25 protein-coding genes are annotated in these 23,035 nt (G+C 60.6%); 16 read left to right on the top strand and 9 right to left on the bottom strand.

Features of this window, described 5'->3' with window-relative positions:
- Positions 1-9: 9 nt before the first annotated feature.
- Together BS630_RS07365 and BS630_RS07360 are read right to left on the bottom strand one after the other, a co-directional pair.
- Positions 10-1,233, bottom strand: a complete 1,224-nt coding sequence (locus BS630_RS07365; RefSeq protein ID WP_077976875.1) for an ABC transporter substrate-binding protein — start codon at positions 1,231-1,233, stop codon at positions 10-12.
- Between the two features lie 49 nt (positions 1,234-1,282).
- Entirely contained in the window at positions 1,283-2,605 is a 1,323-nt protein-coding gene (locus BS630_RS07360; RefSeq protein WP_025397160.1) for an alpha-L-fucosidase, read from the bottom strand.
- Positions 2,606-2,811: 206 nt separating this feature from the next.
- Between BS630_RS07360 and BS630_RS07355 the strand changes: the two genes are divergently transcribed.
- From BS630_RS07355 to BS630_RS07340, 4 genes are all read left to right on the top strand, one after another.
- Positions 2,812-3,819 (top strand): LacI family DNA-binding transcriptional regulator, encoded by a 1,008-nt coding sequence (locus tag BS630_RS07355; protein WP_077976874.1) that lies wholly within the window; start codon positions 2,812-2,814, stop codon positions 3,817-3,819.
- A 196-nt stretch (positions 3,820-4,015) separates the two neighbouring features.
- Entirely contained in the window at positions 4,016-4,744 is a 729-nt protein-coding gene (locus tag BS630_RS07350) for a FadR/GntR family transcriptional regulator (RefSeq protein WP_077976873.1), read from the top strand.
- A gap of 185 nt (positions 4,745-4,929) precedes the next feature.
- Entirely contained in the window at positions 4,930-5,508 is a 579-nt protein-coding gene (locus tag BS630_RS07345) for an isochorismatase family protein (RefSeq protein ID WP_183594543.1), read from the top strand.
- A complete protein-coding gene (locus tag BS630_RS07340; protein ID WP_077976871.1) occupies positions 5,505-6,515 on the top strand; it encodes a GlxA family transcriptional regulator in 1,011 nt (336 codons plus the stop codon). The genes BS630_RS07345 and BS630_RS07340 overlap by 4 nt, the downstream gene beginning before the upstream one ends.
- On the opposite strand, the gene BS630_RS07335 is transcribed toward BS630_RS07340, so the two are convergent.
- Positions 6,510-7,337 (bottom strand): carbohydrate-binding protein, encoded by an 828-nt coding sequence (locus BS630_RS07335; protein ID WP_077976870.1) that lies wholly within the window; start codon positions 7,335-7,337, stop codon positions 6,510-6,512. The two genes, BS630_RS07340 and BS630_RS07335, sit on opposite strands and share 6 nt — an antisense overlap.
- 124 nt (positions 7,338-7,461) lie before the next feature.
- Entirely contained in the window at positions 7,462-9,255 is a 1,794-nt protein-coding gene (locus tag BS630_RS07330; protein WP_077976869.1) for a heparinase II/III domain-containing protein, read from the bottom strand.
- A 131-nt stretch (positions 9,256-9,386) separates the two neighbouring features.
- Here BS630_RS07330 and BS630_RS07325 point away from each other — a divergent pair, with 131 nt between their 5' ends.
- The 7 genes from BS630_RS07325 (at position 9,387) to BS630_RS07295 (ending at position 17,497) form a co-directional block, all read left to right on the top strand.
- Positions 9,387-10,373: a carbohydrate ABC transporter permease gene (locus tag BS630_RS07325; protein ID WP_183594541.1), complete on the top strand. Its 987-nt coding sequence runs from the start codon at positions 9,387-9,389 to the stop codon at positions 10,371-10,373.
- Positions 10,370-11,206 carry a carbohydrate ABC transporter permease gene (locus tag BS630_RS07320; RefSeq protein ID WP_077976868.1) on the top strand — a complete coding sequence of 279 codons (837 nt, stop codon included), beginning with the start codon at positions 10,370-10,372 and terminating at the stop codon, positions 11,204-11,206. The genes BS630_RS07325 and BS630_RS07320 overlap by 4 nt, the downstream gene beginning before the upstream one ends.
- A gap of 4 nt (positions 11,207-11,210) precedes the next feature.
- Entirely contained in the window at positions 11,211-12,383 is a 1,173-nt protein-coding gene (locus BS630_RS07315; protein WP_077976867.1) for a glycoside hydrolase family 88 protein, read from the top strand.
- A 15-nt stretch (positions 12,384-12,398) separates the two neighbouring features.
- Positions 12,399-13,508, top strand: a complete 1,110-nt coding sequence (locus tag BS630_RS07310; RefSeq protein WP_077976866.1) for an ABC transporter ATP-binding protein — start codon at positions 12,399-12,401, stop codon at positions 13,506-13,508.
- A gap of 20 nt (positions 13,509-13,528) precedes the next feature.
- Positions 13,529-14,254, top strand: coding sequence for a DUF624 domain-containing protein (locus BS630_RS07305; RefSeq protein WP_077976865.1), 726 nt, complete (start codon positions 13,529-13,531; stop codon positions 14,252-14,254).
- 40 nt (positions 14,255-14,294) lie between these two features.
- Positions 14,295-15,569 carry an ABC transporter substrate-binding protein gene (locus tag BS630_RS07300; RefSeq protein WP_077976864.1) on the top strand — a complete coding sequence of 425 codons (1,275 nt, stop codon included), beginning with the start codon at positions 14,295-14,297 and terminating at the stop codon, positions 15,567-15,569.
- Between the two features lie 77 nt (positions 15,570-15,646).
- Positions 15,647-17,497 (top strand): DUF2264 domain-containing protein, encoded by a 1,851-nt coding sequence (locus BS630_RS07295; RefSeq protein WP_077976863.1) that lies wholly within the window; start codon positions 15,647-15,649, stop codon positions 17,495-17,497.
- A 46-nt stretch (positions 17,498-17,543) separates the two neighbouring features.
- Here the strand turns inward: BS630_RS07295 and BS630_RS07290 are convergent, their stop codons facing one another.
- Positions 17,544-18,050, bottom strand: a complete 507-nt coding sequence (locus tag BS630_RS07290) for an HIT family protein (protein ID WP_077976862.1) — start codon at positions 18,048-18,050, stop codon at positions 17,544-17,546.
- A 205-nt stretch (positions 18,051-18,255) separates the two neighbouring features.
- Here BS630_RS07290 and BS630_RS07285 point away from each other — a divergent pair, with 205 nt between their 5' ends.
- From BS630_RS07285 to BS630_RS07270, 4 genes are all read left to right on the top strand, one after another.
- Entirely contained in the window at positions 18,256-19,083 is an 828-nt protein-coding gene (locus tag BS630_RS07285; protein ID WP_077977049.1) for a hypothetical protein, read from the top strand.
- Positions 19,080-19,724, top strand: a complete 645-nt coding sequence (locus tag BS630_RS07280) for an RES family NAD+ phosphorylase (RefSeq protein WP_077976861.1) — start codon at positions 19,080-19,082, stop codon at positions 19,722-19,724. The genes BS630_RS07285 and BS630_RS07280 overlap by 4 nt, the downstream gene beginning before the upstream one ends.
- 231 nt (positions 19,725-19,955) lie before the next feature.
- On the top strand, positions 19,956-20,219 hold the full coding sequence (locus tag BS630_RS07275; RefSeq protein WP_077976860.1) for a hypothetical protein: 264 nt from the start codon (positions 19,956-19,958) through the stop codon (positions 20,217-20,219).
- Between the two features lie 46 nt (positions 20,220-20,265).
- The gene (locus tag BS630_RS07270; protein WP_077976859.1) at positions 20,266-20,535 is read left to right on the top strand and encodes a cyclase; all 270 of its coding nucleotides are present in this window, start codon (positions 20,266-20,268) and stop codon (positions 20,533-20,535) included.
- Between the two features lie 150 nt (positions 20,536-20,685).
- On the opposite strand, the gene BS630_RS07265 is transcribed toward BS630_RS07270, so the two are convergent.
- The 4 genes from BS630_RS07265 to BS630_RS07250 form a co-directional block, all read right to left on the bottom strand.
- Positions 20,686-21,105 carry an HD domain-containing protein gene (locus BS630_RS07265; protein ID WP_077977048.1) on the bottom strand — a complete coding sequence of 140 codons (420 nt, stop codon included), beginning with the start codon at positions 21,103-21,105 and terminating at the stop codon, positions 20,686-20,688.
- 5 nt (positions 21,106-21,110) lie between these two features.
- Positions 21,111-21,437: a DUF2934 domain-containing protein gene (locus BS630_RS07260; RefSeq protein ID WP_025397142.1), complete on the bottom strand. Its 327-nt coding sequence runs from the start codon at positions 21,435-21,437 to the stop codon at positions 21,111-21,113.
- Between the two features lie 56 nt (positions 21,438-21,493).
- Entirely contained in the window at positions 21,494-21,850 is a 357-nt protein-coding gene (locus tag BS630_RS07255; RefSeq protein ID WP_077976858.1) for a hypothetical protein, read from the bottom strand.
- 109 nt (positions 21,851-21,959) lie between these two features.
- Entirely contained in the window at positions 21,960-22,250 is a 291-nt protein-coding gene (locus BS630_RS07250; RefSeq protein ID WP_020047251.1) for a hypothetical protein, read from the bottom strand.
- 322 nt (positions 22,251-22,572) lie between these two features.
- On the opposite strand from BS630_RS07250, the gene BS630_RS07245 reads away from it, so the two are divergent.
- A complete protein-coding gene (locus BS630_RS07245) occupies positions 22,573-22,887 on the top strand; it encodes a co-chaperone GroES (protein WP_027664694.1) in 315 nt (104 codons plus the stop codon).
- Positions 22,888-23,035 lie beyond the last annotated feature (148 nt).

The raw sequence follows: 23,035 nt of genomic DNA, 5'->3' as shown, positions 1-23,035 counted from the left end.
GCGCTGGCTCTATTGCTGCGCGAGGCTCTGGATGGACTCCATCGTCTGCTTGGCGTCGACGCTACCGGCGAAAGCCGGCGGGAAATACTGGTTGAAGAGATTTTCCACCGCTGCCCAGTTGTTGGTGATCACGTAAGGCACGGAGTGCGCCAGGGAATAGTCGATGGCCTCGCCGCCGTTGGTGATGTCCTTGGCCGCCACCTTGTACCAGGCGGATTGCGACGCAGTGCGCGCCGGCAAGGCACGGCCCTGTTCCGCGAGATAGGACAAGGCTTCCGGGCTGGTCAGCACCTGGATCGCCTTCCAGGCCGCGTCCTTGTTCTTGCTCGTCGTGGAAATACCGAAGCCGGAGCCTGCGGTCACGGCCGAAAGTTCGCCCTCTTCGCGCGGCAGGGTGGTGAGGCCGATTTTGAACTTGGCCTGGCCCTTCATGCCGATGATCGACCAGGGGCCGTCGATATACATGGCGACGTTACCCGAATTGAACCGGCCCTGGACGACATCACCGGGATTCGCGCCACCTGATGGAACCAGCGGCGCGATCTTATCCTTGGCTGCAAAGCCGATCAGCCTGTCGGCGGCAGCAACTGCGCTCGCACTGGTCAAGTCAAGCTCGCCGGCGTCGTTGACGTATTTATCGCCCCAGGCCGCGGCCAGGACCGAATAGTTCGTCGGGGTGATGCCGAAGCCATACTTGCCGTCCTTCGTCAGCTTCTTGGCGGCATCGGTGAACTCGGCAAGCGTCCAGCCCGGCTTCGGCAGCGGAACGCCGGCGGCTTCGAGCGCGTCCTGGTTATAATAGATGACCCACGGACCAACGTCGTAAGGCAGACCGTAGAGCTGCTTGTCGACGGACATGCCTCCGATGATCGAGGGGGTGAAGGCACCGACGTCGAACTTATCGGCCTCGATCCGGTCATTCAGCGGCTCGAGCAGCGAATAGAAGTTCGGCATGCGCAGCGACTGCATGGAAACGATGTCGGCGAGCTGTCCCGATGCCGCCAGCACCGGCAGCCGCGTCCAATAGTCGACCCAGCCCGTCGTCGTCAGCGTCACCTTGATGTCGGGATACTTGGCGGTCACCATCTCTGCCAGGTGCTGCCAACTCTTGGTGTCGGTTTCGGAGCCGGTCCACATCTGCCAGGTCAGATTGACCTGCTCGGCCGATGCGGCTGTGGCAAAAAGACTGCTGCCGATAGCGGCAAGCAAAAGCGTTTTCTTCAGAACCTTCATGGGTTTCTCCTCCCTCCATGAACGCAAAGGACACGCGGTGCGATCGAGCTCACGCCTTGAGGACGATCTCGATCACCGGGACGGTAACGTCAGGTTGCCGGACCGGCAGTTCGAGCGTGATCATGCCTTCCGGCACCATCACGCCGATGTTGGAATCCACTTCCTTCGTCTGGCTGAGCCAGCGCACTTCGCTGGCGTCATGCAGGAACTGCGCATAGGCGATCCTGTCGGCGAGACCTTCGATGTGGATGTGGCGATAAGGCCAATTGTAGACGTGCAGATAAAGACGGTTGCCGCGCTGGGTATAGCGGCAGCCGGCCGGCACCGGATAGTCGGACGGCCCCGCCCCATAGATGGAGCGCCCGTTGACGGCCATCCAGTTCTGGTAGACCTCCAGCGCAGCGATGGCGCGCGCATCGAGCGTGCCCCGGCCGGTCGGGCCAACATTCATCAGGAGGTTACCGCCGAGCGAGACGGAATCGATGAGCAGCTGGATGATCTGTTCCGGGCTCTTCCAGGTATCCTCGTCACGGTGATATCCCCAGGAACCGCTGAAGGTGTGGCAGGCTTCCCAGAGCACCCCCTGGCTGGCGATGGCGGGGGCGACCCGCGGCGTATATTGCTCCGGTGTCGTTACGTCGGGCAGGGTGCCAGGCGGCAGATCGAGGCGGTTGTTGACGATGATGCCGGGCTGCAGCTCGCGCACCAGATCGACCAGCCGCTCGCTCTCCCAGTCGCCGCGCCCCTTGCCGGGCAGGCCATGATATTCGCGCCCCGGATAGCTGAAATCGAACCAGATGATGTCGACGCGGCCGAAGCCGGTCAGAAGTTCGCGCACCTGTTCGCGCATATAGGCAGCGTAGTTGGCGATGTTACGGCCGGCATTCAGTGCCTTGGCGTCCGGATGATTGCGCAAGGGATGGTGAACGTCGATCGGGAAATCGGGATGGTGCCAGTCAAGCAGCGAATAGTAGAAGCCGATCTTCAGCCCTTCGGCACGGAAGGCGTCGACCAGCGGCGTGAGCAGATCCTTGCCACAGGGCGTATTCGGCGCCTTGTAGTCCGTCACCTTGCTGTCCCAGAGGCAGAAACCCTCGTGATGCTTGGTCGTCACCACGACATATTTCATGCCGGCGAGACGTGCCCGGCGAGCCCATTCCTTGGGATCGTAGAGATCAGGATCGAAATTGTCGAAATAGCGCTGGTAATGCTCGTCGGTCAGCTCTTCCCGGTTCTTCAACCACTCGTGCCGGGCGCCCAGCGCATAGAGGCCCCAATGAATGAACATGCCCAGGCGATCGTGGCTGAACCAGGCGTGTTTGCCCGCCCCTCCCGACGCCGGATTTTCCGGCTGGCGTTCCGAACTCATCACAGGTTTCTCCTCCCTGTTTTCCGGTCCAACATCATATCGAACCGGTTCGGTACGTGATAATCCGACCTGATCCGACGCCTGTCAAGCTGAAATTTTCGATCGCAAGATCAGGAAGACAAGCCTTGCAACCAGCCAGTTTGGAGCATGCAGGTTGCGTCCACCGACAAAATCGGACATAACAAAGCATTAGAACCGGTTCGACAAACATGACCACGATACGAGACGTAGCGCGCCTTGCGGGGGTTTCCATCTCGACCGTCTCGCTCGCGCTCAACAGCCCGAAGCGGGTCGGCGTCGAAACGCTCGACCGCATTCAGCAGGCGATAAAATCGACCGGTTACCGCATCGACCCGGTGGCCCAGACGCTGGCGCGCGGACGCAGCTCGCTGATCGGTTTCGTTTCGGCCAATCTCGGCAACATGTTCTTCGGCGACATCCGTCGAGAGATCGAGCACCAGGCGCTCGATCACGGTTATTTCGTCCTGATCGCCGACTCCTCCGGCAGGGCCGATCTCGAACGGGCGCTGCTGGAGCGGCTGGAGGCGCAGAAGATCGCCGGCATTGCGCTGGCGGCAAACGGGCGCGGCGAGGAGTACGCCACCTTCCTGCGCGACTTCAAGACTCCGATCGTGATGTTCGACCAGAAGCTGGAAGGCGCCGAACGCGATTTTGTCGGCTCCGATAACCCGCTAACCACCACCATCCTGACGGAACATCTGCTGCAGCTCGGTCACAGGCGCATCGGCTTCATCTCCGGACCGAGTGGCCTGCACACCGCCGACGAGCGCCTGAAGGGCTTCATCAACACAATGGCCGGCGCCGGCGTGGACATCGACCCTTCGCTGGTAGTCGAAGGCGGCTACACCAGGACCGGCGGTCATGCGCAGGCGATGCGCCTCTTGACCCGTCGCGACCGGCCGACCGCCATCATCGGAGCCAACAACATGACCGGCCTCGCAGCACTGCAGGTGATGCAGGAGATGGGCTTCCGCTGCCCTGACGACGTGTCGCTGGCGATGGTCGACGACGTGCCCTGGAGCAATGTCATCACCCCTCGCATCACCATGGTCGTGCAGGATGCGCAGAAGCTCGGGGAATTGGCGGCCCAGCGCCTCCTGGCAAGAATAGCAAGCCCGGAGGCTGCCGCAGCACCCCCGCAGGATTTTATCCTGACGCCGAAGTTCGTGCGCGGGGAGTCGACCAAGCGGTTGTGAGTGCTTCTCCAGATCCGCACACCTATGCCAAAGCCGCGTCGAAAGACGCCAGCGCGGTGCCGGATTCCGCTGGTTGGCCCTTGTCCATTGAAAGGCGGGCAAATTTGTCATACATGTGTGATGAATCGTGAATTCGCAGTGCCGCGCATTTGAGCGGCATTCGGATCAAGAGCCGATGCGGGGGTCAGGCGTGGCTATGCAGATGAAGGATCGCAGCAAAGGCTCCGGCTCGCTGGTCTCACAGGTTGGCGAAAGTCTCCGGCAAGCCATATTGAGCGGCCAGTATTCTGCTGGCGACAAGCTTCCGAGCGAGCACGAACTGACCGAAACCCACAGCGTCAGCCGCACCGTCGTGCGCGAGGCAGTGGCAGCACTTCGCTCCGACGGGCTTGTCGAGGTGCGCCAAGGGGCCGGGATTTTCGTACTCGGCGCCGATCCCTCGCTCTCCGCGCGGAAAGTCGACAAGGCCCGCGTCGCCTCCGATCTTGAGGTCCTCGAGATCAGAACACCTGTCGAAATCGAGGCCGCCGGTCTTGCGGCCTTGCGCCGCTCGCCCGCACAGGAGGAGGCGATTTTCGAATGCCACCGGAAAATCCTCCAATGTATTGAGAGCGATCAATCCATTCGCGAGGCTGATCTCGAGCTCCATGCCGCAATCGCCGAAGCCACGAACAATCCGCTGTTCAGGCAGTTCCTGGAATCGCAGGGCTCGGCGATCATCCCGCAGTCGAGGCTCGTTCCGGAAACGAGGACCGCCGAACAGACCGCCTATCGAAAGCTGATCCACAAGGAGCACGAGGCAATTGTCGTCGCCATCTCTGACAGAGATGATCGGGCCGCCCGCAACGCGATGCGCGACCATCTGGTCGGCAGCCAAGCCAGGTACCGCAACCTGCTAAGAGATCTGCGCAGCTTTACAAGCTGAGACCTGATCCGGAATTGCGTGGCCGTTTATGTACGCCCGACCGGCAGGTGCTGGATGTGGCCCGAGGCCCTTGGGGCAAGGTCGCCCCCGAGTGTGGATATTGGCGCGAATTGTCCGCTATTTGTCCGACGCGCGCATTTTCCCCTGTCTTCAAATCGCCGAATATGACTTCATGATCAACCTGCATGGAGCAAAAAATGTCCGGCCATGATACTGTCCTTTTCGTTATCGACGCCCAGGAGTCCTTCAGACACCGGGATTACTGGGATGAAACCCTCGCTTCCGCCTATATCGATCGTCAGCAGGCTCTGATCGACGGCGCGGAAGCCGATGGAATACCCATCATCCAGATCTTCCATGTCGATGAAAACGGGCCGTTTTCGGAAGCATCCGGGTTCGTCAGCACACTCGCCCCGCTCAGGATCGCTCTCAAGGCGACGTTTAGGAAGAGGCGCCATAGCGCTCTGGTCGGTTCGGGTCTCGACGTGTGGCTGACCGAGAACGGCGTTCGTCGTATCCTCGTCTCCGGCATCCGCACCGAACAGTGCTGCGAAACCACGACCCGCCATGCCTCGGATCTCGGCTATCAAGTCGACTATGTCGGCGAGGCGACCCTGACCTTCCCGATGACCGACGGCGCAGGACGCACCTGGAGCGCCAAGGAAATCCGGGATCGAACCGAGCTGGTCCTGTCGGGCCGCTTCGCTCGCATCACAACCGTCGAACAGGCTTTGGCGGGGAGCGGAAAGTCTCTCGCCGCATGACCGACGCCGCGCAGCCCTTCGATATTCCGGTATTCGTCGTCGTGCCGCCGCGCGTGCTGCTGCTCGACGTCGCCGGCCCGATCGAAGTGCTGCGCAAGGCGAACCTCGAACAGCGCACGGTGCGTTTTACCGTCACCTATATCGGCCCATCGGCGACGGTCGGCAGTTCAATCGGTCTTGCCGTTACGGGCGTCGCCGCGTTACCCGAGCGCTTGCCCGATAACGCGCTCGTCGTCGTTGCCGGCAGCGCCGACGCCCCGATGGAAACCAACCGCCCGTGGGACGAACAGGAGCGCGCCGACCAGGCCGCCATCGTCGCATGGCTGAAGCGCGCCATTCTTCCGGGAATTCGTCTGATCTCGATCTGCTCGGGCGCATTGCTCGCTGCCGAGGCAGGCATGCTCGACGGCCGCGATTGCACCACCCATCATGCCTGCATAGAGGACCTGGCGAGGCTCGCGCCCACCGCGCGCGTCCGGGATAACCGGCTCTATGTCGAGGATGGAGACCGCCTCACGAGCGCCGGCATCACCGCCGGCATAGACCTTATGCTGCATATCGTTGCCGAAGCGGCGGGACATGCCTGCGCGCTTGCGGTGGCGCGATATCTTGTCGTCTATCTCAGGCGCGGCGGCTCGGATCCGCAGCTTTCGCCGTGGCTCGAAGGTCGCAACCATATCCACCCGGTCATTCACCGTGCACAGGATGCCGTCGCCGCCAACCCGTCTGAGGACTGGTCGGTGGCGTCGCTCGCCCGCCTCAGCGGCGCCAGCCCGCGCAACCTTTCACGGCTGTTCAACGAGCAGACGGGCATGAGCGTGACGGATTTCGTCAACCTTATGCGCGTGGCCCTTGCCCGCGAGATGCTCGCCGGTTCAAGGCTGGACATGGAGGCCGTCGCGATGCGCGCCGGCTTCGGCTCGGCGCGGCAGCTCCGCCGCGCCTGGAACCGTCTGAACGACGGCCCGCCGAGCGCGGCACGGGCAAGGCTGTCTACAGGCTCATAGCGCGATAGGAAGGGCGGACCGGCTGAGCCCGGTCTCCGGCACTTCCGTTCCCCAGATCTCGATCTGGGTCAGCGCCGGATAGGGCGAGGCGTCCCCGGCCTTGATCAGGCCGTGCAGTTCCACCCATTCGATGATGCAGGGCTCTATCGGAAAGGCCTGGGCGGCGCCCGATTTCACCAGCGGAAAGCAGGAGGTCCTGCCGTTCGAGAAGGTGACGCTAGCCTCCTCCCACCAGGAATCATGCGGGAAGTCAGCCCGAAGATAGAAAACGATCTCGTCGATCCTGACCGGCCTGCCGAATTCCACCGTCAGTGCTGCTTGCGGATCGCGATTGATTCCCCAGCTCGTATAGGGCCAGAAGCCGTGATCGTCATTGGCCTTTTCGCCGTCGATCGCGTTGCGCGCGGCGAAGACCGCTTCGCCGCGGGTCTCGACATTGGCGCGCGCATGCGGAAACAGAGCTCGATTGGCGTGATCGTCCCAGGGGTTGAGGGCGAGATTGCGCCGATGGACAATCTCGTCAGGGCGTATGCTTCGCGCTGAAAGCCGGTGGATATCGCCCCTGAAGGCATTCGGCGAATAGGGCTTGCGCTTATCGCCGAAGGGTACGGCGAGTGAATAGGCGCATTCCTTCATATAGACCAGGCCGGGTTGGATCGCGCCATCAAGGGAGAGGAAGACATGTCCGGGCTCGGAGACCTCCACGACCACGCGATCGCCTTCGCAATAGCTCTGGCGATAGACCAGGAACGTCTCGTCCCGGCCTGTGGAACGCGCCAGCACCGCCCCATCGGCATCCACGATCTTCAGTGTCAATGCCATGCTCGCCCTCCCCGGAGCATGATGCCGAAAAGTGTGAGCGGTTTTCGGACGACATCATGCTCTAACTATTTAATTTAGAACAGGATTCAGATTTTAGGCCGACCCGGCCTGAAATCATCCTGTTCTAGACGATTCGCAATCTCAGCAGCCTGCCGGCAAAGCTCACGCGCAGCCGATAGATTTTTTCGGGCCAGGCCGATCTCAGCCGGGCGTCCTCCACGACGATCTCGTCGATTTCGATCTCGCCGGCGCTGTCGACGAAAATGCTGCCGAGATCTGCCAGATCGATCCGGTCCGGGCTGACGGTCGGCGCCAGGCATGTCATCAGCGACAGGACCGCCGGCTTGCCCCCGTCATAGGTGTCGACGATCTCGACATGGCGGCCGCGCAGCAGGGAAACGACGCGCCGATAGCTGTGCAACTGCGCTTCGGGGGGATAGGCGTCTGAAATATCGAGCGATATGCGCGCGCTCCCTTCGTCGAACCCGACCTCGACATCGCGCGCGCCAAAAGCTTCGCCGGCGGACTGCATGACGCCTGCGAATGTCGGCAGGTTGTGGAACGCCGACTGCATCGTCCATATCTCGTAGCGCCGCGCCGAAAAGGTCTTTGCGGCATAGGTCTCGACGCCGACATCGATCAGGAACGGATGTCCGTTCTTGTAGAGCGTCACGCTCCCCACATCGTTGTGATTGTGGCCCTCGCCATTGTTGCCGCCCTTGACGGCAAGCGAAAACTGCTCGTCGCGGCCGATGAACAGGCCGATGCCGGGATAGAAGATATCGCGTCGGGATGCGGGATGCGGCCCGGCGGCAGCGGGAAGCGTCGGGCCGACCAGCAGTTCCTGCACGCGATACCAGAGGTTCCATTCCCCCGGCAGGTGCGGATTGCCGGAAGCGGCCCTGTCGGCCGCTGCGAACTTAGCCAGCATCTCAGAGCCGACCGCCTGTCCGAACAGATATTCCCGCACACTGCAGGGTTCGACCACCGCGGAAGAATCCGCGAAATTGAAATAATAGCGGCCGGCCACATGCATGTGAGCGATATATTCAGCCATGTTGCGGATCTTCGGCTGTTGCCAAAATCGGCCGAACAGGCCCGGCGCCACCCTATCCAGAATGGTCAAAGCACCATGCAGGCAGAGCGCGGCGTGGCGGTAATAGAGCACGCCCTCCTCGCAGGCGCCGTCTTCGGCATAGTTTGTCAGGAAGGCGTCGAGGCTGCCGAGCGCCTTTTTGACGACGGCGTGACGCGTGGGTTGATCCGTTTTCAGGGAGAAGGCCGTCAATAGGATGTTCTGGCTTATCCATGTCGTCCAGTTGTTCATCCGCTCTTCGCCGCGGCCCATCCACCAGAAATGCCGGGCGAGATAGGGCGAGAGGATGCGGATCTCGATCTCGCGCTCGACGCGTGCCGTAATCTCGGGGCTGATGTCGTCGAGCTCGTCGCCCAGCAATGCGACGATGGTGGCAAGCAGCGCCGCCGTTTCGGCCGCGAAGAGATCGACGACCGGCTGCGAATTGTCGGGAAGCGGCAGCCGCGCACCGCTTCGTTCATAGGCGTTATGCGCCGGAAGCTGCCAGCCGCTCTCCTCCGCGATCAGGAAGATGCCATCGACGATCTTCGGCAGGAATCGCCCTCCGCCTTCGATGAGTTCGCCGAGCACCAGATTGTTGAGCATCCGGCGCCGCGTGAAATATAGCTCCTCGAAGTGCGCGCGATTGCCTGTCGCGGTGAACTCCCGGTAATCCGACGCCGTGATCAGCGGAAAGGTGCGCGCAAGCGTCTCTTCGGCCTCGCCAATGACCAGCTCCCGTACCGCCTGCGGCACAGCGCTCCATCTGGCGCGATCGGAGCAGACCGCCCCAGGCGTGAAATCGCCCAGCACATCCGGCAGCTCTGAAATCTCGCTGAACATGTCCCTCCCCGCATTGGAAAAGCATCGATGAGCGCTTGGTCTTCATGCTCACCTATCATATGTGTTCTACGCTTTCCATGAAATTCGTATGACCTATTCAGAACTTGTTTGACCAATACCGGATATGTGCTATGTGGTTGCGGGAGGAAGAGGAGGCATCGGTGTCCATATCGAATTCGGTCATCGCGACGGATGGCGCTCCGGCAATCTCAAGCCGAAAAGTCGCGGCCTTGTCCAAGCGCCAGCGCAGGATGCGCAGCGCGCTCGTCGCCTATTCCTTCATTGCCCCGAATTTCATCGGCTTTGCCGTCTTCACGCTCGGCCCGATCCTGTTCGCCTTCGCGCTCGCCTTCATGCATTGGGACGGCTCGAATGCGATCACATTCGCCGGGCTGGACAATTTCTGGCGGCTCTTCGAGGACAAGGCCTTCATCGCGGCGTTCTGGAACACGGTCATCTACACGGTCGCCTCCGTGCCGGCGACGCTCATCTGCGCGCTCGGCCTCGCCGTTCTCCTCAACCAGAAGATCGCCGGGCGCGACTTCTTCCGCACGGCAATGTTCTTTCCCTATGTCGCTTCGCTGGTGGCCGTCGCGGTCGTCTGGAACATGATCTTCAATCCCGAGATGGGACCGGTGAACATGATCCTCTACACACTCGGCCTCGACCCGAAGAATATGCCGGGATGGGCGGCCGATCGCCACTGGGCGATGGTGACGGTGATCCTCTTCGGCATCTGGAAGAATATGGGCTATTACATGGTCATCTATCTGGCCGGCCTGCAGGGCATCAATTCGGAGCTCTATGAGGCCGCCGATCTCGATGGGGCCAATGCCTGGCAGAAGTTCATCCATGTCACCGTGCCGCAGCTCGGGCCGACGACCTTCTTCGTCACCGTGATGCTGACGATCCAGTCCTTCAAGGTGTTCGACCAGATCTACATGATCACCCAGGGCGGGCCTGGCACCTCGACGCTCGTCCTCGTCTACCACATCTACAACGAGGCCTTCATTTCCTGGGATCTCGGCTATTCCAGCATGGTTTCGCTCGTGCTGTTCTTCCTCGTGCTCGCCGTCACCGTCTTCCAGTTCCGGCGCCAGAGGGAGGACGAGGCATGAGGATCGCAGGACGCAAGGTGACCGTCAGATCGATCGCGATCTACGCCATCGTCATCGCCGTCACGCTCGTCATGCTGATGCCCTTTGCCTGGATGCTTTCGGCATCCCTGAAGCTCAGCCGCGACGTATTCGCTTTCCCAATCGAGTGGATACCGTCTGAGCCGCAATGGCAGAACTATGTGGATATCTGGACGAAGATCCCGCTTGCGCTGTTCATTTACAACACGTCGAAGCTGACGATCATCGTCACGCTGCTGCAGCTTTTGACCTCCAGCTTTGCGGCCTACGCCTTCGCGAAACTAAATTTCCCCTACAAGAACACCCTGTTCCTCGGCTACATCGCCACCATCGCCATGCCCTGGCAGGTCTATATGGTGCCGCAATTCCTGCTGATGCGTGAATTCGGCCTCAACAACACGCATCTGGCGCTGATCTGCCTGCAGGCCTTCACCGCCTTCGGCGTCTTCCTGATGCGGCAGTTCTACATGTCGATCCCGACCGAGCTCTGCGAGGCGGCCCGCATCGACGGCATGAACGAATATCAGATCTGGGCGCGCATTATGCTGCCCCTGTCGAAGCCCGCGCTCTCGACGCTGACGATCTTCACCTTCGTCACCACCTGGAACGATTTTCTCGGGCCGATGATCTACCTGACCAAGACCGAGCTGAAGACCGTCCAGATCGGCCTGCGCATGTTCATCTCGCAATATTCGGCCGAATACGGGCTCATCATGGCGGCTTCCGTCGTCGCCCTCATTCCGGTTCTCGTCGTCTTCCTCTCTCTCCAGCGTTTCTTCGTCGAGGGCATCGCCTCGACGGGACTGAAGGGTTAAATCCATGAACGCCGTCTCGTCCGTCGCCCCGCAGCCGATCACCGATCCGGAGGTCAAAGCTGCGCTCGATCTTGCCGTCGAGCAGATCAGGCGCAACCTGCCCAAGTTCACCCATGCCTCGCAGAACCATTCGAGCGTCGGAAATTTCTATCCCGCGGTGGCGAACGACCAATGGACCGCAGGTTTCTGGCCCGGTGAGCTATGGCTCGCTTTCGAGCATAGCGGCGACGCGGTTTTCCGGGATGCTGCGCAGATCCAGGTCCAGTCGTTCCTGCATCGGATCGTGAACAGCATCGAGACGGATCATCACGACATGGGCTTTCTCTATTCGCCCTCCTGCATCGCCGCCTGGAAGCTCGTCGGAGACGAGGATGGCCGCAAGGCCGCCATCCTGGCCGCCGACCAGCTGATCGAGCGCTTCCAGCCCATCGGCCAGTTCATCCAGGCCTGGGGCCGCAAGGGGGTGGCGGAGGAATACCGCTACATCATCGACTGCCTGCTGAACCTGCCGCTTCTCTACTGGGCAAGCCGCGAGACCGGCGACCCGAAATATCGCGATATCGCGCTCATTCACGCCCGCACCACACTCGCCAACTCGGTTCGGCCTGATGATTCCACCTATCACACCTTCTATATGGACCCGGTCACCGGAGCGCCGGTGCGCGGCGCCACCAAGCAGGGTTACAAAGACGACAGCGCCTGGGCGCGCGGACAGGCCTGGGCAATCGCTGGCATGGCGCTGTCCTATCGTTATGAGCGGCTCGAGGAATATGGCCAAACCTTCGACCGGCTGCTCGCCTTCTATCTCAACCGGCTGCCGGCCGACATGGTGCCCTATTGGGATCTCGTCTTTTCAGACGGCGACGGCGAGCCGCGCGACAGTTCGTCGGCATCGATCACCGCCTGCGGCCTTCTGGAGATGGCCGATCTCGTCGAGCCGGAACCGGCAGCACGCTATCGCACGCTGGCGCGGCGCATGATGAAGAGCCTTGCGGATCACTATGCGGTCAAGGATCCCAGCGTCTCGAATGGCCTGGTGCTGCACGCCACCTATTCGAAGAAATCGCCGTTCAACACCTGCCGCGGAGAGGGTGTCGATGAATGCGTCTCCTGGGGAGATTATTATTACATGGAAGCTTTGACGCGCCTTTCGCGCAGATGGTCTTCCTATTGGTGAATTCAGGAGAACCCGATGGCCAGCATTTCGCTTAAAGAGCTGAACAAGAGCTACGGTGCGCTCACCGTCGTCCATGACATCGACCTCGAGATCGCAGACAAGGAATTCATCATTCTGGTCGGCCCCTCGGGCTGCGGCAAATCGACGACGCTGCGGATGATCGCCGGCCTCGAGGAAATATCGGGCGGAGAGCTCAGGATCGGCGGCGACGTCATGAACGACGTTCCCTCCAAGGATCGGGATATCGCCATGGTCTTCCAGAATTATGCGCTCTATCCGCATATGACCGTCTACAAGAACATGGCTTTCGGCCTGCAGCTCAGGAAGGTGTCGCGCGACTTCATCGATGCCCAGGTGCAGGACGCCGCCAAGATCCTCGACATCTCTCATCTCCTGAACCGCAAGCCGAAGGCGCTTTCGGGCGGCCAGCGCCAGCGCGTCGCGCTTGGCCGCGCCATGGTGCGCAATCCGGCGGTCTTCCTTCTCGACGAGCCGCTTTCCAACCTCGACGCCAAGCTGCGCGGCACGATGCGCTCCGAAATCACCAAGCTGCACAAGCGCCTCAACGCCACCTTCATCTACGTCACCCACGACCAGGTGGAAGCGATGACCATGGCGGACCGGATCGTCGTGATGAAAGACGGGCATATCCAGCAGGTCGATACGCCGCAGAACCTCTATGACCGCCCCGTCAACATGTTCGTTGCCGGCTTCATCGGCGCGCCGCAGATGAACATGCTGCCCTCGACCATTCTGCGCCGGGGCGACGGCTACATCGCCGTCTTCGACGGCCGGGAGCTGCCGCTGCCCGCCCATTTCGACAAGGGCAGGATCGCCCCCTACGAGGGCCGCGAATTGGTGCTCGGCATCCGTCCGGAGAATTTTCACGAGCTGCCGCCGGCCGACATCGCACCGGAGAACCTGGCGCCCCTCAAGGCGGTCGTGGAACTTGCCGAGCCCATGGGCTCGGAAGTGCATCTGAACATGGTGGCAGGCGGGCGCAATCTGATCGCTCGTGTCTCGCCGCGCTACCGGCCCGATATCGGCGAGGAAGCGACGCTGGTCGCCGATATGACCAATGCGCAGCTGTTCGACAAGGAAACGGAACGCTCGATTCTATACTGAGGCGCCTGCGGGAGACGGCTATGCAGTGGTTGCGGGACATGTGGACGAGGGAGGGGCCGGGCATTCCGAAGGATGCGCCGAAGAAGAACGGCCTTGCCCTGTTCGCCGAGATCCTCGTTCGCGAATGGTGGGAGATGGTTAAGCTGAACATCCTCTTCATCCTGGCCGGCCTCTTCGTCGTGACGCTGCCGGCAGCGCTCGCCGCCATGGCCCGGGTCTCGGTGGCCCTCGTGGAAGACCGCAATACCTATCTGGTGCGGGACTTCACGGAAGCCTTTCTGCGCTACTTCTGGCGCGCCACCGCCTGGGGCCTGGCGCTGGCGGGCGCTCTCGCCGTCTGCCTCTACGCGATCGCAACCTATGGCGCCGGCGCGCGGGACAATCTGTTGCTGAGCGCACCACTGACGATCGCGCTCGTCGCCACCGCCTTCGTCGCGGTCCTCGCCTGCCATCTCGTCATTCTGATGGTGATGCGCGATCTGCCGGCTCTGAGATTGCTGCGCCTCGCCGCGCTCGCCTCGGTCATCCGTCCGCTCCCGGCGCTTGCCGCGCTCGCCTTCGCCGCCAGTCTCTGGCTGGCGCATATCCTCTTCTATCCGGTTTCGGTGTTCATGCCGGCAACCGTCAATTTTTCACTCGGAATGTTCGCCGTCGCATTCGGCGTCCATCGGGCGGCGGTGATGGTTCTAGACCTGCCAAACGCAACGCAGCCGCACCGCGAACCGCATGCACGAGACGCTTTATAAAACAACTGATCCAGAGATGATCCAGGGAAGGAGAACGGGAATGTATTTGGATAAATTCGGGGGGACGGTGAAACTTGCCGTGGCGGGGTTCACCTTGGCGGCGATGACGGCCGGGGCTGCGCTTGCCCAGGACGCCGTGACGCTCAAATGGGCTTTGTGGGACTGGGACAAGACCGCCTATTACAAGCCGCTGATCGAGGCCTATCAGGCTAAGCACCCCAACGTGAAGTTCGAGCCGATGGACCTCGGCTCGCAGGACTATCAGCAGATGATCTCGACGCAGCTGACCGGCGGCTCCAAGGATATCGACATCGTCACCGTCAAGGACGTGCCGGGCTACACCAATCTGGTGCGCGCCGGCAACATTGCCGATCTCAGCGGCTTCGTGAAGGATCAGAAGATCGACCCGGCCCCCTATGGCGGCCTGATCGAGGAGCTGACCATCGATGGCAAGATCTACTCCCTGCCGTTCCGTTCCGATTTCTGGGTCGTCTATTACAACAAGGATATATTCGACAAGGCAGGCGTCCCCTACCCCACCAATGACATGACCTGGGCGCAGTTCGACGAGACCGCCGAGAAGCTTTCGGGCGGCATGGGCACCAACAAGACCTACGGCGCGCTTCTGCACACCTGGCGGTCGACCGTTCAGCTGCCCGGCATCCTCGATGGAAAACACACGCTGGTCGACGGCGACTACGGCTTCCTGAAGCCCTGGTACGAGCGGGCGCTGACCCTGCAGAAGGATGGCGCGATTCCCTCCTATGCTTTCCTGAAGACGTCGAACACGCATTATTCGGCGCTCTTCTTTAATGGCACGATCGGCATGTTGCCGATGGGAACCTGGTTCGTCGGCACCCAGATCACCAAGGTGAAATCGGGTGAATCGAAGAGCAAGAACTGGGGCATCGTGAAGTTCCCGCATCCCGACGGTGTGGCAATCGGCACGACCGCTGCGCAGATCTCGGGCCTGGCGGTCAACGCCAACTCCGTTCACAAGGATGCCGCTCTCGATTTCATCAAGTTCGTCACCGGTCCTGAGGGCGCAGCAGTCATCGCGTCGACGGGCACTTTCCCTGCGCTCAAGACGGATGATGTCAGCGCCAAGATCGCGGCAACACCCGGTTTTCCTGAGGATGCGGCCAGCAAGGAGGCGCTGAAGCCGTCGAAAACCTACCTGGAGATGGCGGTCAACCCCAACGCCGCCAAGATCGAGGTCGTGCTCAATCGCGCGCATGACGCGATCATGACCGACAGCACCTCCGTCGATGACGGGCTGAAGGAAATGACCGAAGGCGTGAAGGCCATCAAGTAAGCGTCCAGAAATATCGACGGCCGCGGGCAATGTCTGCCCGCGGCCGATCCTGTTTTTCATGAATTTCGAGCCTGACAATGATATATGATCCCGCCCGGGCCAATCCGCTTTTCGGCAACCCCCTGAAGACACGCGACGACCTCGCCAGGGCCGTCATCGATCTCTTCGAGCCGCTGCTGCCGTATTTTTCCGAAGGCGGCGCCCGTGTGCGCCTCGGCGCGGCCGGCGCGATCTTCGATCGGGCGGCAGCGGATCTGGAGGGATTTGCGCGGCCGCTCTGGGGAATCGTTCCGCTCGTTGCGGGCGGCGGCGTGTTTCCGCATTGGGATCTCTATCGCGGCGGGCTGGCAAACGGCACCAATCCCGCTCATCCCGAATATTGGGGCGATCTTGCCGACCGCAATCAGCGGCTGGTCGAACTCGCCGCCGTCGGCTTCGCCCTGGCGCTCGTGCCCGAGCACATCTGGGAACCGCTTGACGACAGCGAGAAGAAGACGGTCGCCGCCTATCTTCTCAGAGCACGCGAGCTGGAATTCATCGACAACAACTGGAAATTCTTCCGTGTGCTCATCGATCTAGGGCTGGAACGCGTGAGCGTGGCGTTCGATCACCGGAAAACCCTCGCCTATCTCGACGAAGTGGAGGCCTTCGACCTCGGGGAAGGCTGGTATCGCGACGGGCCGGTTCGGCGGGTCGATCATTACATTCCCTTCGCCATGCATTTCTACGGCCTGATCTATGCGGTGCTGGCCAAGGGCGACGAGGCGCGCAAGGATCGCTTCCGCGATCGTGCCGAGATCTTCGCCAGGGACGTCCGCCACTGGTTCGGCCCCGATGGTGCAGCCCTTGCCTTCGGCCGCAGCCAGACCTACCGCTTCGCGGCGGGAGGTTTTTGGGGCGCGCTTGCCTTTGCCGGCGTCGAAGCCCTGCCCTGGGCGGAGATCAAGGGCTATTACATGCGCCATATCCGCTGGTGGTCGGCGATGCCGATTGCCGATCGCGACGGCGTTCTTTCGGTCGGCTACGGCTATCCGAACCTCTTCATGAGCGAGAGCTACAACTCTCCCGGCTCGCCCTATTGGGCGCTGAAATTCTTCCTGCCGCTCGCCCTTCCGGGGGATCATCCGTTCTGGGCGGCCGAGGAGGCACCGCAGCCGGAATTTCCGGAGCCGGTTGCGTTGAAGCCGGCGGGAATGGTCGCCATGCACACGCCGGGAAACGTGGTCGTACTCTCCTCAGGGCAGCAGCACGACAAGATGCTCGGCGCAAACGAGAAATATTCGAAATTCGTCTACTCCACGCGCTACGCCTTCAACATCGAAGCCGACGACCGGAATTTCTCCGCCGCGAGCTTCGACGGCATGCTCGGCCTCTCCGATGACGGCGTCCATTTCCGGATGCGGGAATCTCTCGAAGAGGCGTTGATCGCTGGCGACCTGCTCTATTCGCGCTGGCGCCCCTGGAGCGATGTCACCATCGAATCCTGGCTGCTTCCCGAAAACCCGTGGCACATTCGCATCCACCGCATCGCCACGCCGCGCACCCTTGGCACCATCGAGGGCGGCTTTGCGATCGAACGCGCGGATTTCAATGCCGATCGCTCCGATGTAAGCGATGGTCGGTCCGTCTGGTACGGACAGACTGATATCAGCGCGATCGTCGATCTATCGCCAAATCGAAGGGCCGGCCATGCGATGAGCCCGATACCAAACACAAATCTCATCCACGCCAAGACCCTGCTGCCGCAGCTGCGCGGCGAAAGCGGCCCCGGAACCACCGTGCTGGTGACCGCCGCGATGGCCCTGCCCCGCCGTGAAAACTGGGCAAAGGCGCTCGACAACCCGCCGGCCTGTCCTCGCCTCGACGAGGTGGAGCGGTTCTTTCGCGAAAAAGGCGTACGCGTGCCGGCATTCGCCCTCGGGACGTAGCTTGGAGGACTGGCTTCCGGGTTTCGACCGCCGGCCAGACGGTTGATTATCGTGCGGTCAACTCTGAACGGTATGCTTCACCAATGCGCTGCGCCAGCTGTGCCATTTGATCGTCGGGTATCTGTAAAACCCCGTACTCCGCCATCAGTGCATGGTATTGCTGCTTTTCGAGCGGCACACCTGAGGGCAAGGGAACGACATGAAAATGTAGGTGGCTGTTGGCTTGTTGGCTGCCGAGCGAAAGCACATAAATTCGCTCGGCGTCCAACAGGCTTTTGAGGGCGCGCGACAAGACATGCACCTTCTCCTGTAGTCGAAGATATTCATCTGTCGACATGTCCCGCGCCAGATCCTCCCGGTGCTCCTTCGGACAGACGAGGCAATAGCCCGGTAGAGTGGGGTATTTGCTCAGGAAAATGGTCGTCTCGTCGTCTTCAAAAACGCGATGATGAAAGAAGTCAGGGTCATTCCTGACCAAGCCACAGATAAAGCATGGCCTTGTTCCGATGTCGTGCACATAGGCCTTGAGATCAAATGGTTGGCGTTCGATCATTCTAAACCTCTGTCGTCTCACGCGCCGAGGCGTATCCGATCGTCAAATTGGTGCGACCACCGATATTGGGAAGTCAAATCGATCCTGCCATCAAATCTGTCCACTGGCGCATATGCGAGGTGATGGTCCTGACACTCCCATTGCAATCGACTTTGCATGATTTAGGTGATATTGTGATGCTTATCACCAATCTCACGTGGCCGAAATGACCGAAGCTCTCTTTTCCGAATTTCTCATGATTGATCGGTCGTCCGCCAACGACGGACGAACCGTGCCATTGGCTGGCCGCCGGCGCAAAGGCGTTGTTCCAGAACGGGCCTCGGATGAAAACGCTCTGCGTGATGCGTTCGCGGATGCCTTCCTGCAGACCCTGACGAAGTTCGCCGTCGATCGATCTGCTTTTCCTGGGAACGCGGACCCCGAACTCGCGAAGCTCGCCAGGGCGATGGCAAATGTTGCGGTCGGGGATTCCGTGGTAATCCGCTTAAAACCCGATCTTCCGGAAGGACATCGCAGATCCGTCAAGACCTTCTTCCAGACGATGGTCCGCGTCAGCGGCTCGCTGGAAGAAAGCCGGCTGGAAGACGCGATCAACAAGCTCGCGGATGTTATACTGCCTGATGAGCTTGGCGAGGCGCGCGGCGTGCTCGCAGCGGACAATCTGGAGCTCAGGGATCGCTTCATCGCTGAGGTGCCGCAGCTCACCAGCGCGGAGATCGGAAACCGCGCCGGCTCAAGCGCGAGAAACCTCTACGCGACTGCGGCGCGCTGGAAGAAAGCCGGCGACATTTTCTCAGTACATCATCGCGGCACCGAATATTTTCCGGCGTTTCAGCTCCGGGACGGACGGCCGCATCCTGCGATCAAGAAGGCGCTTGTGGCGCTTCCGGAAAACCTGTCTCCATGGCAGCGTGCATTCTGGTTCGTTTCAACGAACGGCTGGCTGGACGACAAGGCGCCCATGGATGCGCTTGACGATATCGACGCGGTGGCTGCTGCCGCGGCCCGTGAACGGCAAGAGGTCATTGGGTGAGCCACCCTCCTCTGCCATGCCCGCCATCTCCTTTTGCAACGATCAACATCCGGATGATCAAGGCGGGTACGGCGCTTCATCGGACCCATCTGTCTTCGTTCCGGGCAGGGCAATTCAATCCCTGCAAGGGACAGCCGACGCGCTTTGCACCGTTCAACGACGCGCACGGCAATTGTGTCGCGACGCTCTATGCGGCAACGAGCAGAGAGGCGGCCGCCTTCGAGTCGATCTTTCACGACATCGAACCGGCCGCCGCTTTCAACACCGTCCGGCTTGCCGTCGTCGAAGCGCGGACGGTGAGCGTCATCGCGCCAAAGCGTGATCTACGGTTGGCAAGCCTTTTCGCACCCGATTTGAAAGCCTGGAAACTCAATCGAACGGATCTCATCGAAACGCCGAAGACGACATATGGCGAGACCGTCCTGTGGGCCGAAGCCATTCATCGGACGCGCGCCGACGTCGACGGGTTGATCTGGACGTCCTGCCAGTGCGATCCCGAGCAATGCATCATCCTGTTCGAGGATCGCCTGGCAGAGGACCGGCTCGACGTCGTTCAATCCATTGACGCCGGTGCGGACGCCGATCTCCTTCTCGAACTGCGGGACTATGGGCGCCGTGCGGGCATCACGATCATATCTTAGCACCAATGACGCTCGCTGACTTCGGAACCGTCACCAAAGCTATTCTCGAAAAGCCAATGCGCGCCCAACGCCGCCGCCGCATAATATTTTCGAATTACTCGATAATTATATTTACACCCTCAACTAATGAATAAGAAAAACCCACTCTTCGCAACATTGCTGTAATGAAATCCGGCAAAGCGCAGCAGCATACTCAGCTTTCAGTTTCCGAGATCTTGAGAGGAGGACGCAATGCCTACCATAATGATCTACCACGACGTCAAAGACACGAAACACTGGCTCGCCTCACCGATCCGCAAGCAGGTATTGGAACCCGTTGGCGTCACGAACATTCGCACGTTTACAGACCCTCAAAACTCCAACCGCGTCGGCTTGGTCATGGACGTTGCAGACATGGAAAAGTTGATGGCCTTCATGCAGACCAAGGCAGCGGCCGATGCGATGGCGAGTGACGGCGTCTTGCCCGAGACCATGACGTTCCTCGTTCAATCGTAACACACACATCTCGACGAGACTTGGAAATGCAACGCGGGAGGATGATATGACGACATTATTCGTTAGGCACGAGGTCTCCGATTATGCCGCCTGGCGCAAGATATATGATGGCTTTTCGCCGGTGCAGAAGGTCAATGGGGTAACGGCGCAAGCCGTTTATCGCGCCAACGACAATCCGAACGATATTACCGTCACCCACGAGTTTGCCACGCTTGAAGCGGCGCAGGCATTTAGCAAGCTGGACGAGCTGAAGACGGCGATGCGCACGGGAGGCGTGCTCGGCGCGCCGACGGTGTGGTTTGCCAACAAAGCATGAAATGCCGCCAAACGGCCTCCGCCGCTGCAAGCGGAGGCCAGGTTGCGGTCGCGCTCTGCACGTGACATGGAAGGCGAGGAGTGCGCCCTTGCGCCGATTGCCGACCTTTGGTGGCAGTTGCAGGCGAACTGCGCAAATTCGTCCGCGGTCCTATTGTCCGTTCCTGATGTCGCGCAAGAGATCCAGGCCGCGCTGGTATTTTTCCGTTTTCTTGCCAGCTTGTTCGGCCTGTCGGAGATTATCTTCGAGATCGGCCCGTTTGACGGGCAAGGCCAGCGCGTTTGATGCCGCACGTCTGACGAAATCGTCATCCGGCTCGTCCGGCCGCCGTGTCAGAGCATTCACCGCGGAGATGATCGCCGGCGGAAACCCTTCTTCCCGCAGCCTGTCGAGCGTCCAGCCGCTGCCCTTCTCGACGACGTCATGAAGGTAGGCGACCGTTCGCGTCTCCTCACCGGAAACGAGAAGCGCTACTCGCTGGCAGTGCTCGAAGAACGGCCGGCCGGTCTTGTCCGCCTGGCCTTCGTGGGCCGTAAGAGCGATCTGGATGGCATGGTCGAGATGCTGCATGGCGATCACGGCCCTTCGGTCTTCCTGATCTTCCGCCAGGAAGGCTTTTCGCCCGTCGTCATCTCGATGTCAGGCACGGGAGCCTTGGCGGCCTCAACAGGCCACGTTCTTGGCCGATCGAAATCGCCGCTCTCGCCCGCCCCTTGAAGCAATGCCGCATCATCCCTGTCGTCTTCATCGAGCAGGTTCTGCAGCGTCTCATGCTCATCCTCGCCGGCAAGTTCGTCGCAGGCTTGAAGCCAATGGCGCTGGTCAGCGCCATCCGGGCGGCCCTCGGCCTCCCAGATTTCGTAGGCACGGCGACGGATTTGCTCGTGCTTGTCTATAGCCATGATCGCCTCCAAGCGCATTGGAACGAGCCGCCCGAAGAGCGGCTCGGCCGCCCTTTTCAGGGCGTGTTGATGGTTGGAAGAAAATCCTCCACCTGCTTGCGTTGATCCTTTGGAAGCGTCTCCACCCGTTCCTTCCAGAACCGTTCGGCCTCCGGCGGATCCTTGTCCCAGTGGCGAACATCGGTGATATTGTCATCGATCATCGACCGGCGGTGGCCGCCGAGACTGAGATATTTTTTCGCAAGCTTCAGGCTTGGGGTTTCGGTGCCGCTATCGCGACTTAATACCGAACTCACATTGCGCCGGGCGGTCTCCAATGCCCTTTTGCGATCGGTTTCGGCCCGTTCGGTATCGGCGGACCGCGCATCGTCGGTGCCGCTCTCTGGCGGCACGTTGGATCTGGAAGTCATCATGGATCACCTTTCGATGTTGTGATCCAATAACCTTCGCAAGCAGTGAGAGTTCCGCGTGGGTGGCGATTGATTTGAGCGGGGGATCGAGGCGGAGCCACGCATCCGGCGATCAATGGACGGCCATGCTCACCATCCGATAGGGGTGCACGGCTTCGAATTGCGAGATCATCGCCGTTGCCTGCTGCAATACGAGCTCGGCATTTTCCGGATCATCACGGGCGAGCTCATCGGCGTTGACGCGGATCGCTTCAGCCATGTTGTTGGAGATTGCCGCAAATTGCGTATTGCCTTCGACAAAGGCCTCACGCGCCGTGTCCTCCAGCGTACGAGCGATATCGACGAGGATTTCCTCGCGTTCCTCGATACTGAGGTCTTTGATTAGTTTGGTGTTCTCTTCCATGTCACTCACTCCTAAAGACGTGGGACGGTGACCGAGCTCATCAAGCCTCGGCCACCAAAGAACTAGGAATGCCGAAATACGGATTCAAGCCTCAATGCCGTTCGCCCTTTTATTCGAACGCAGGAGCCGATTGTCTGTTCCCTGTTGGGCGTTAGCAGTCTCCGGCGGAGAGTGCTAATTTTTCTTTCGTCGCCTCTTGAAATTGCTAAACCCTCGAACCAGATCATTCGCGCAAGGCGCGCGCGAACCTGCACCCGCCCGGATTGGTTATCCGGTCCGGCCACGGGAACAACGTCATCATTGTTCATCGATGGAGGAAGACATGTCGTTTCGACCGCTTCATGACCGTATTCTCGTCCGCCGGGTCGATTCAGAGGAAAAGACCAAGGGCGGCATCATCATTCCCGACACCGCCAAGGAGAAGCCGCAGGAAGGCGAGGTTATCGCCGTCGGCCCCGGCGCACGCAACGACGCCGGACAGATTCAGGCTCTCGACGTCAAGCCCGGCGATCGCATCCTGTTCGGCAAATGGTCCGGCACCGAGATCAAGATCAATGGCGAAGATCTGCTGATTATGAAGGAAAGCGACGTGATGGGGATTATCGAAACCCGGGGCGAAAAGAAGCAGGCCGCCTGAGATTCCTGCGGGGCATCCGTCGATGCAGGAGCGCATCGGCTTTTCATGGAAACGCAGAACCGCTCCAACCTTTTATTTCTGACGCAATTCCAAACGGAAAACCACGTCGCACTTTTCCAGGAATTGCTCTGGCTGCCTATGAAGGAGT

The sequence above is a fragment of the Rhizobium laguerreae genome (assembly GCF_002008165.1).
Lineage (GTDB): Bacteria > Pseudomonadota > Alphaproteobacteria > Rhizobiales > Rhizobiaceae > Rhizobium > Rhizobium laguerreae.
This window is presented reverse-complemented; position numbering and strand designations above follow the sequence as displayed.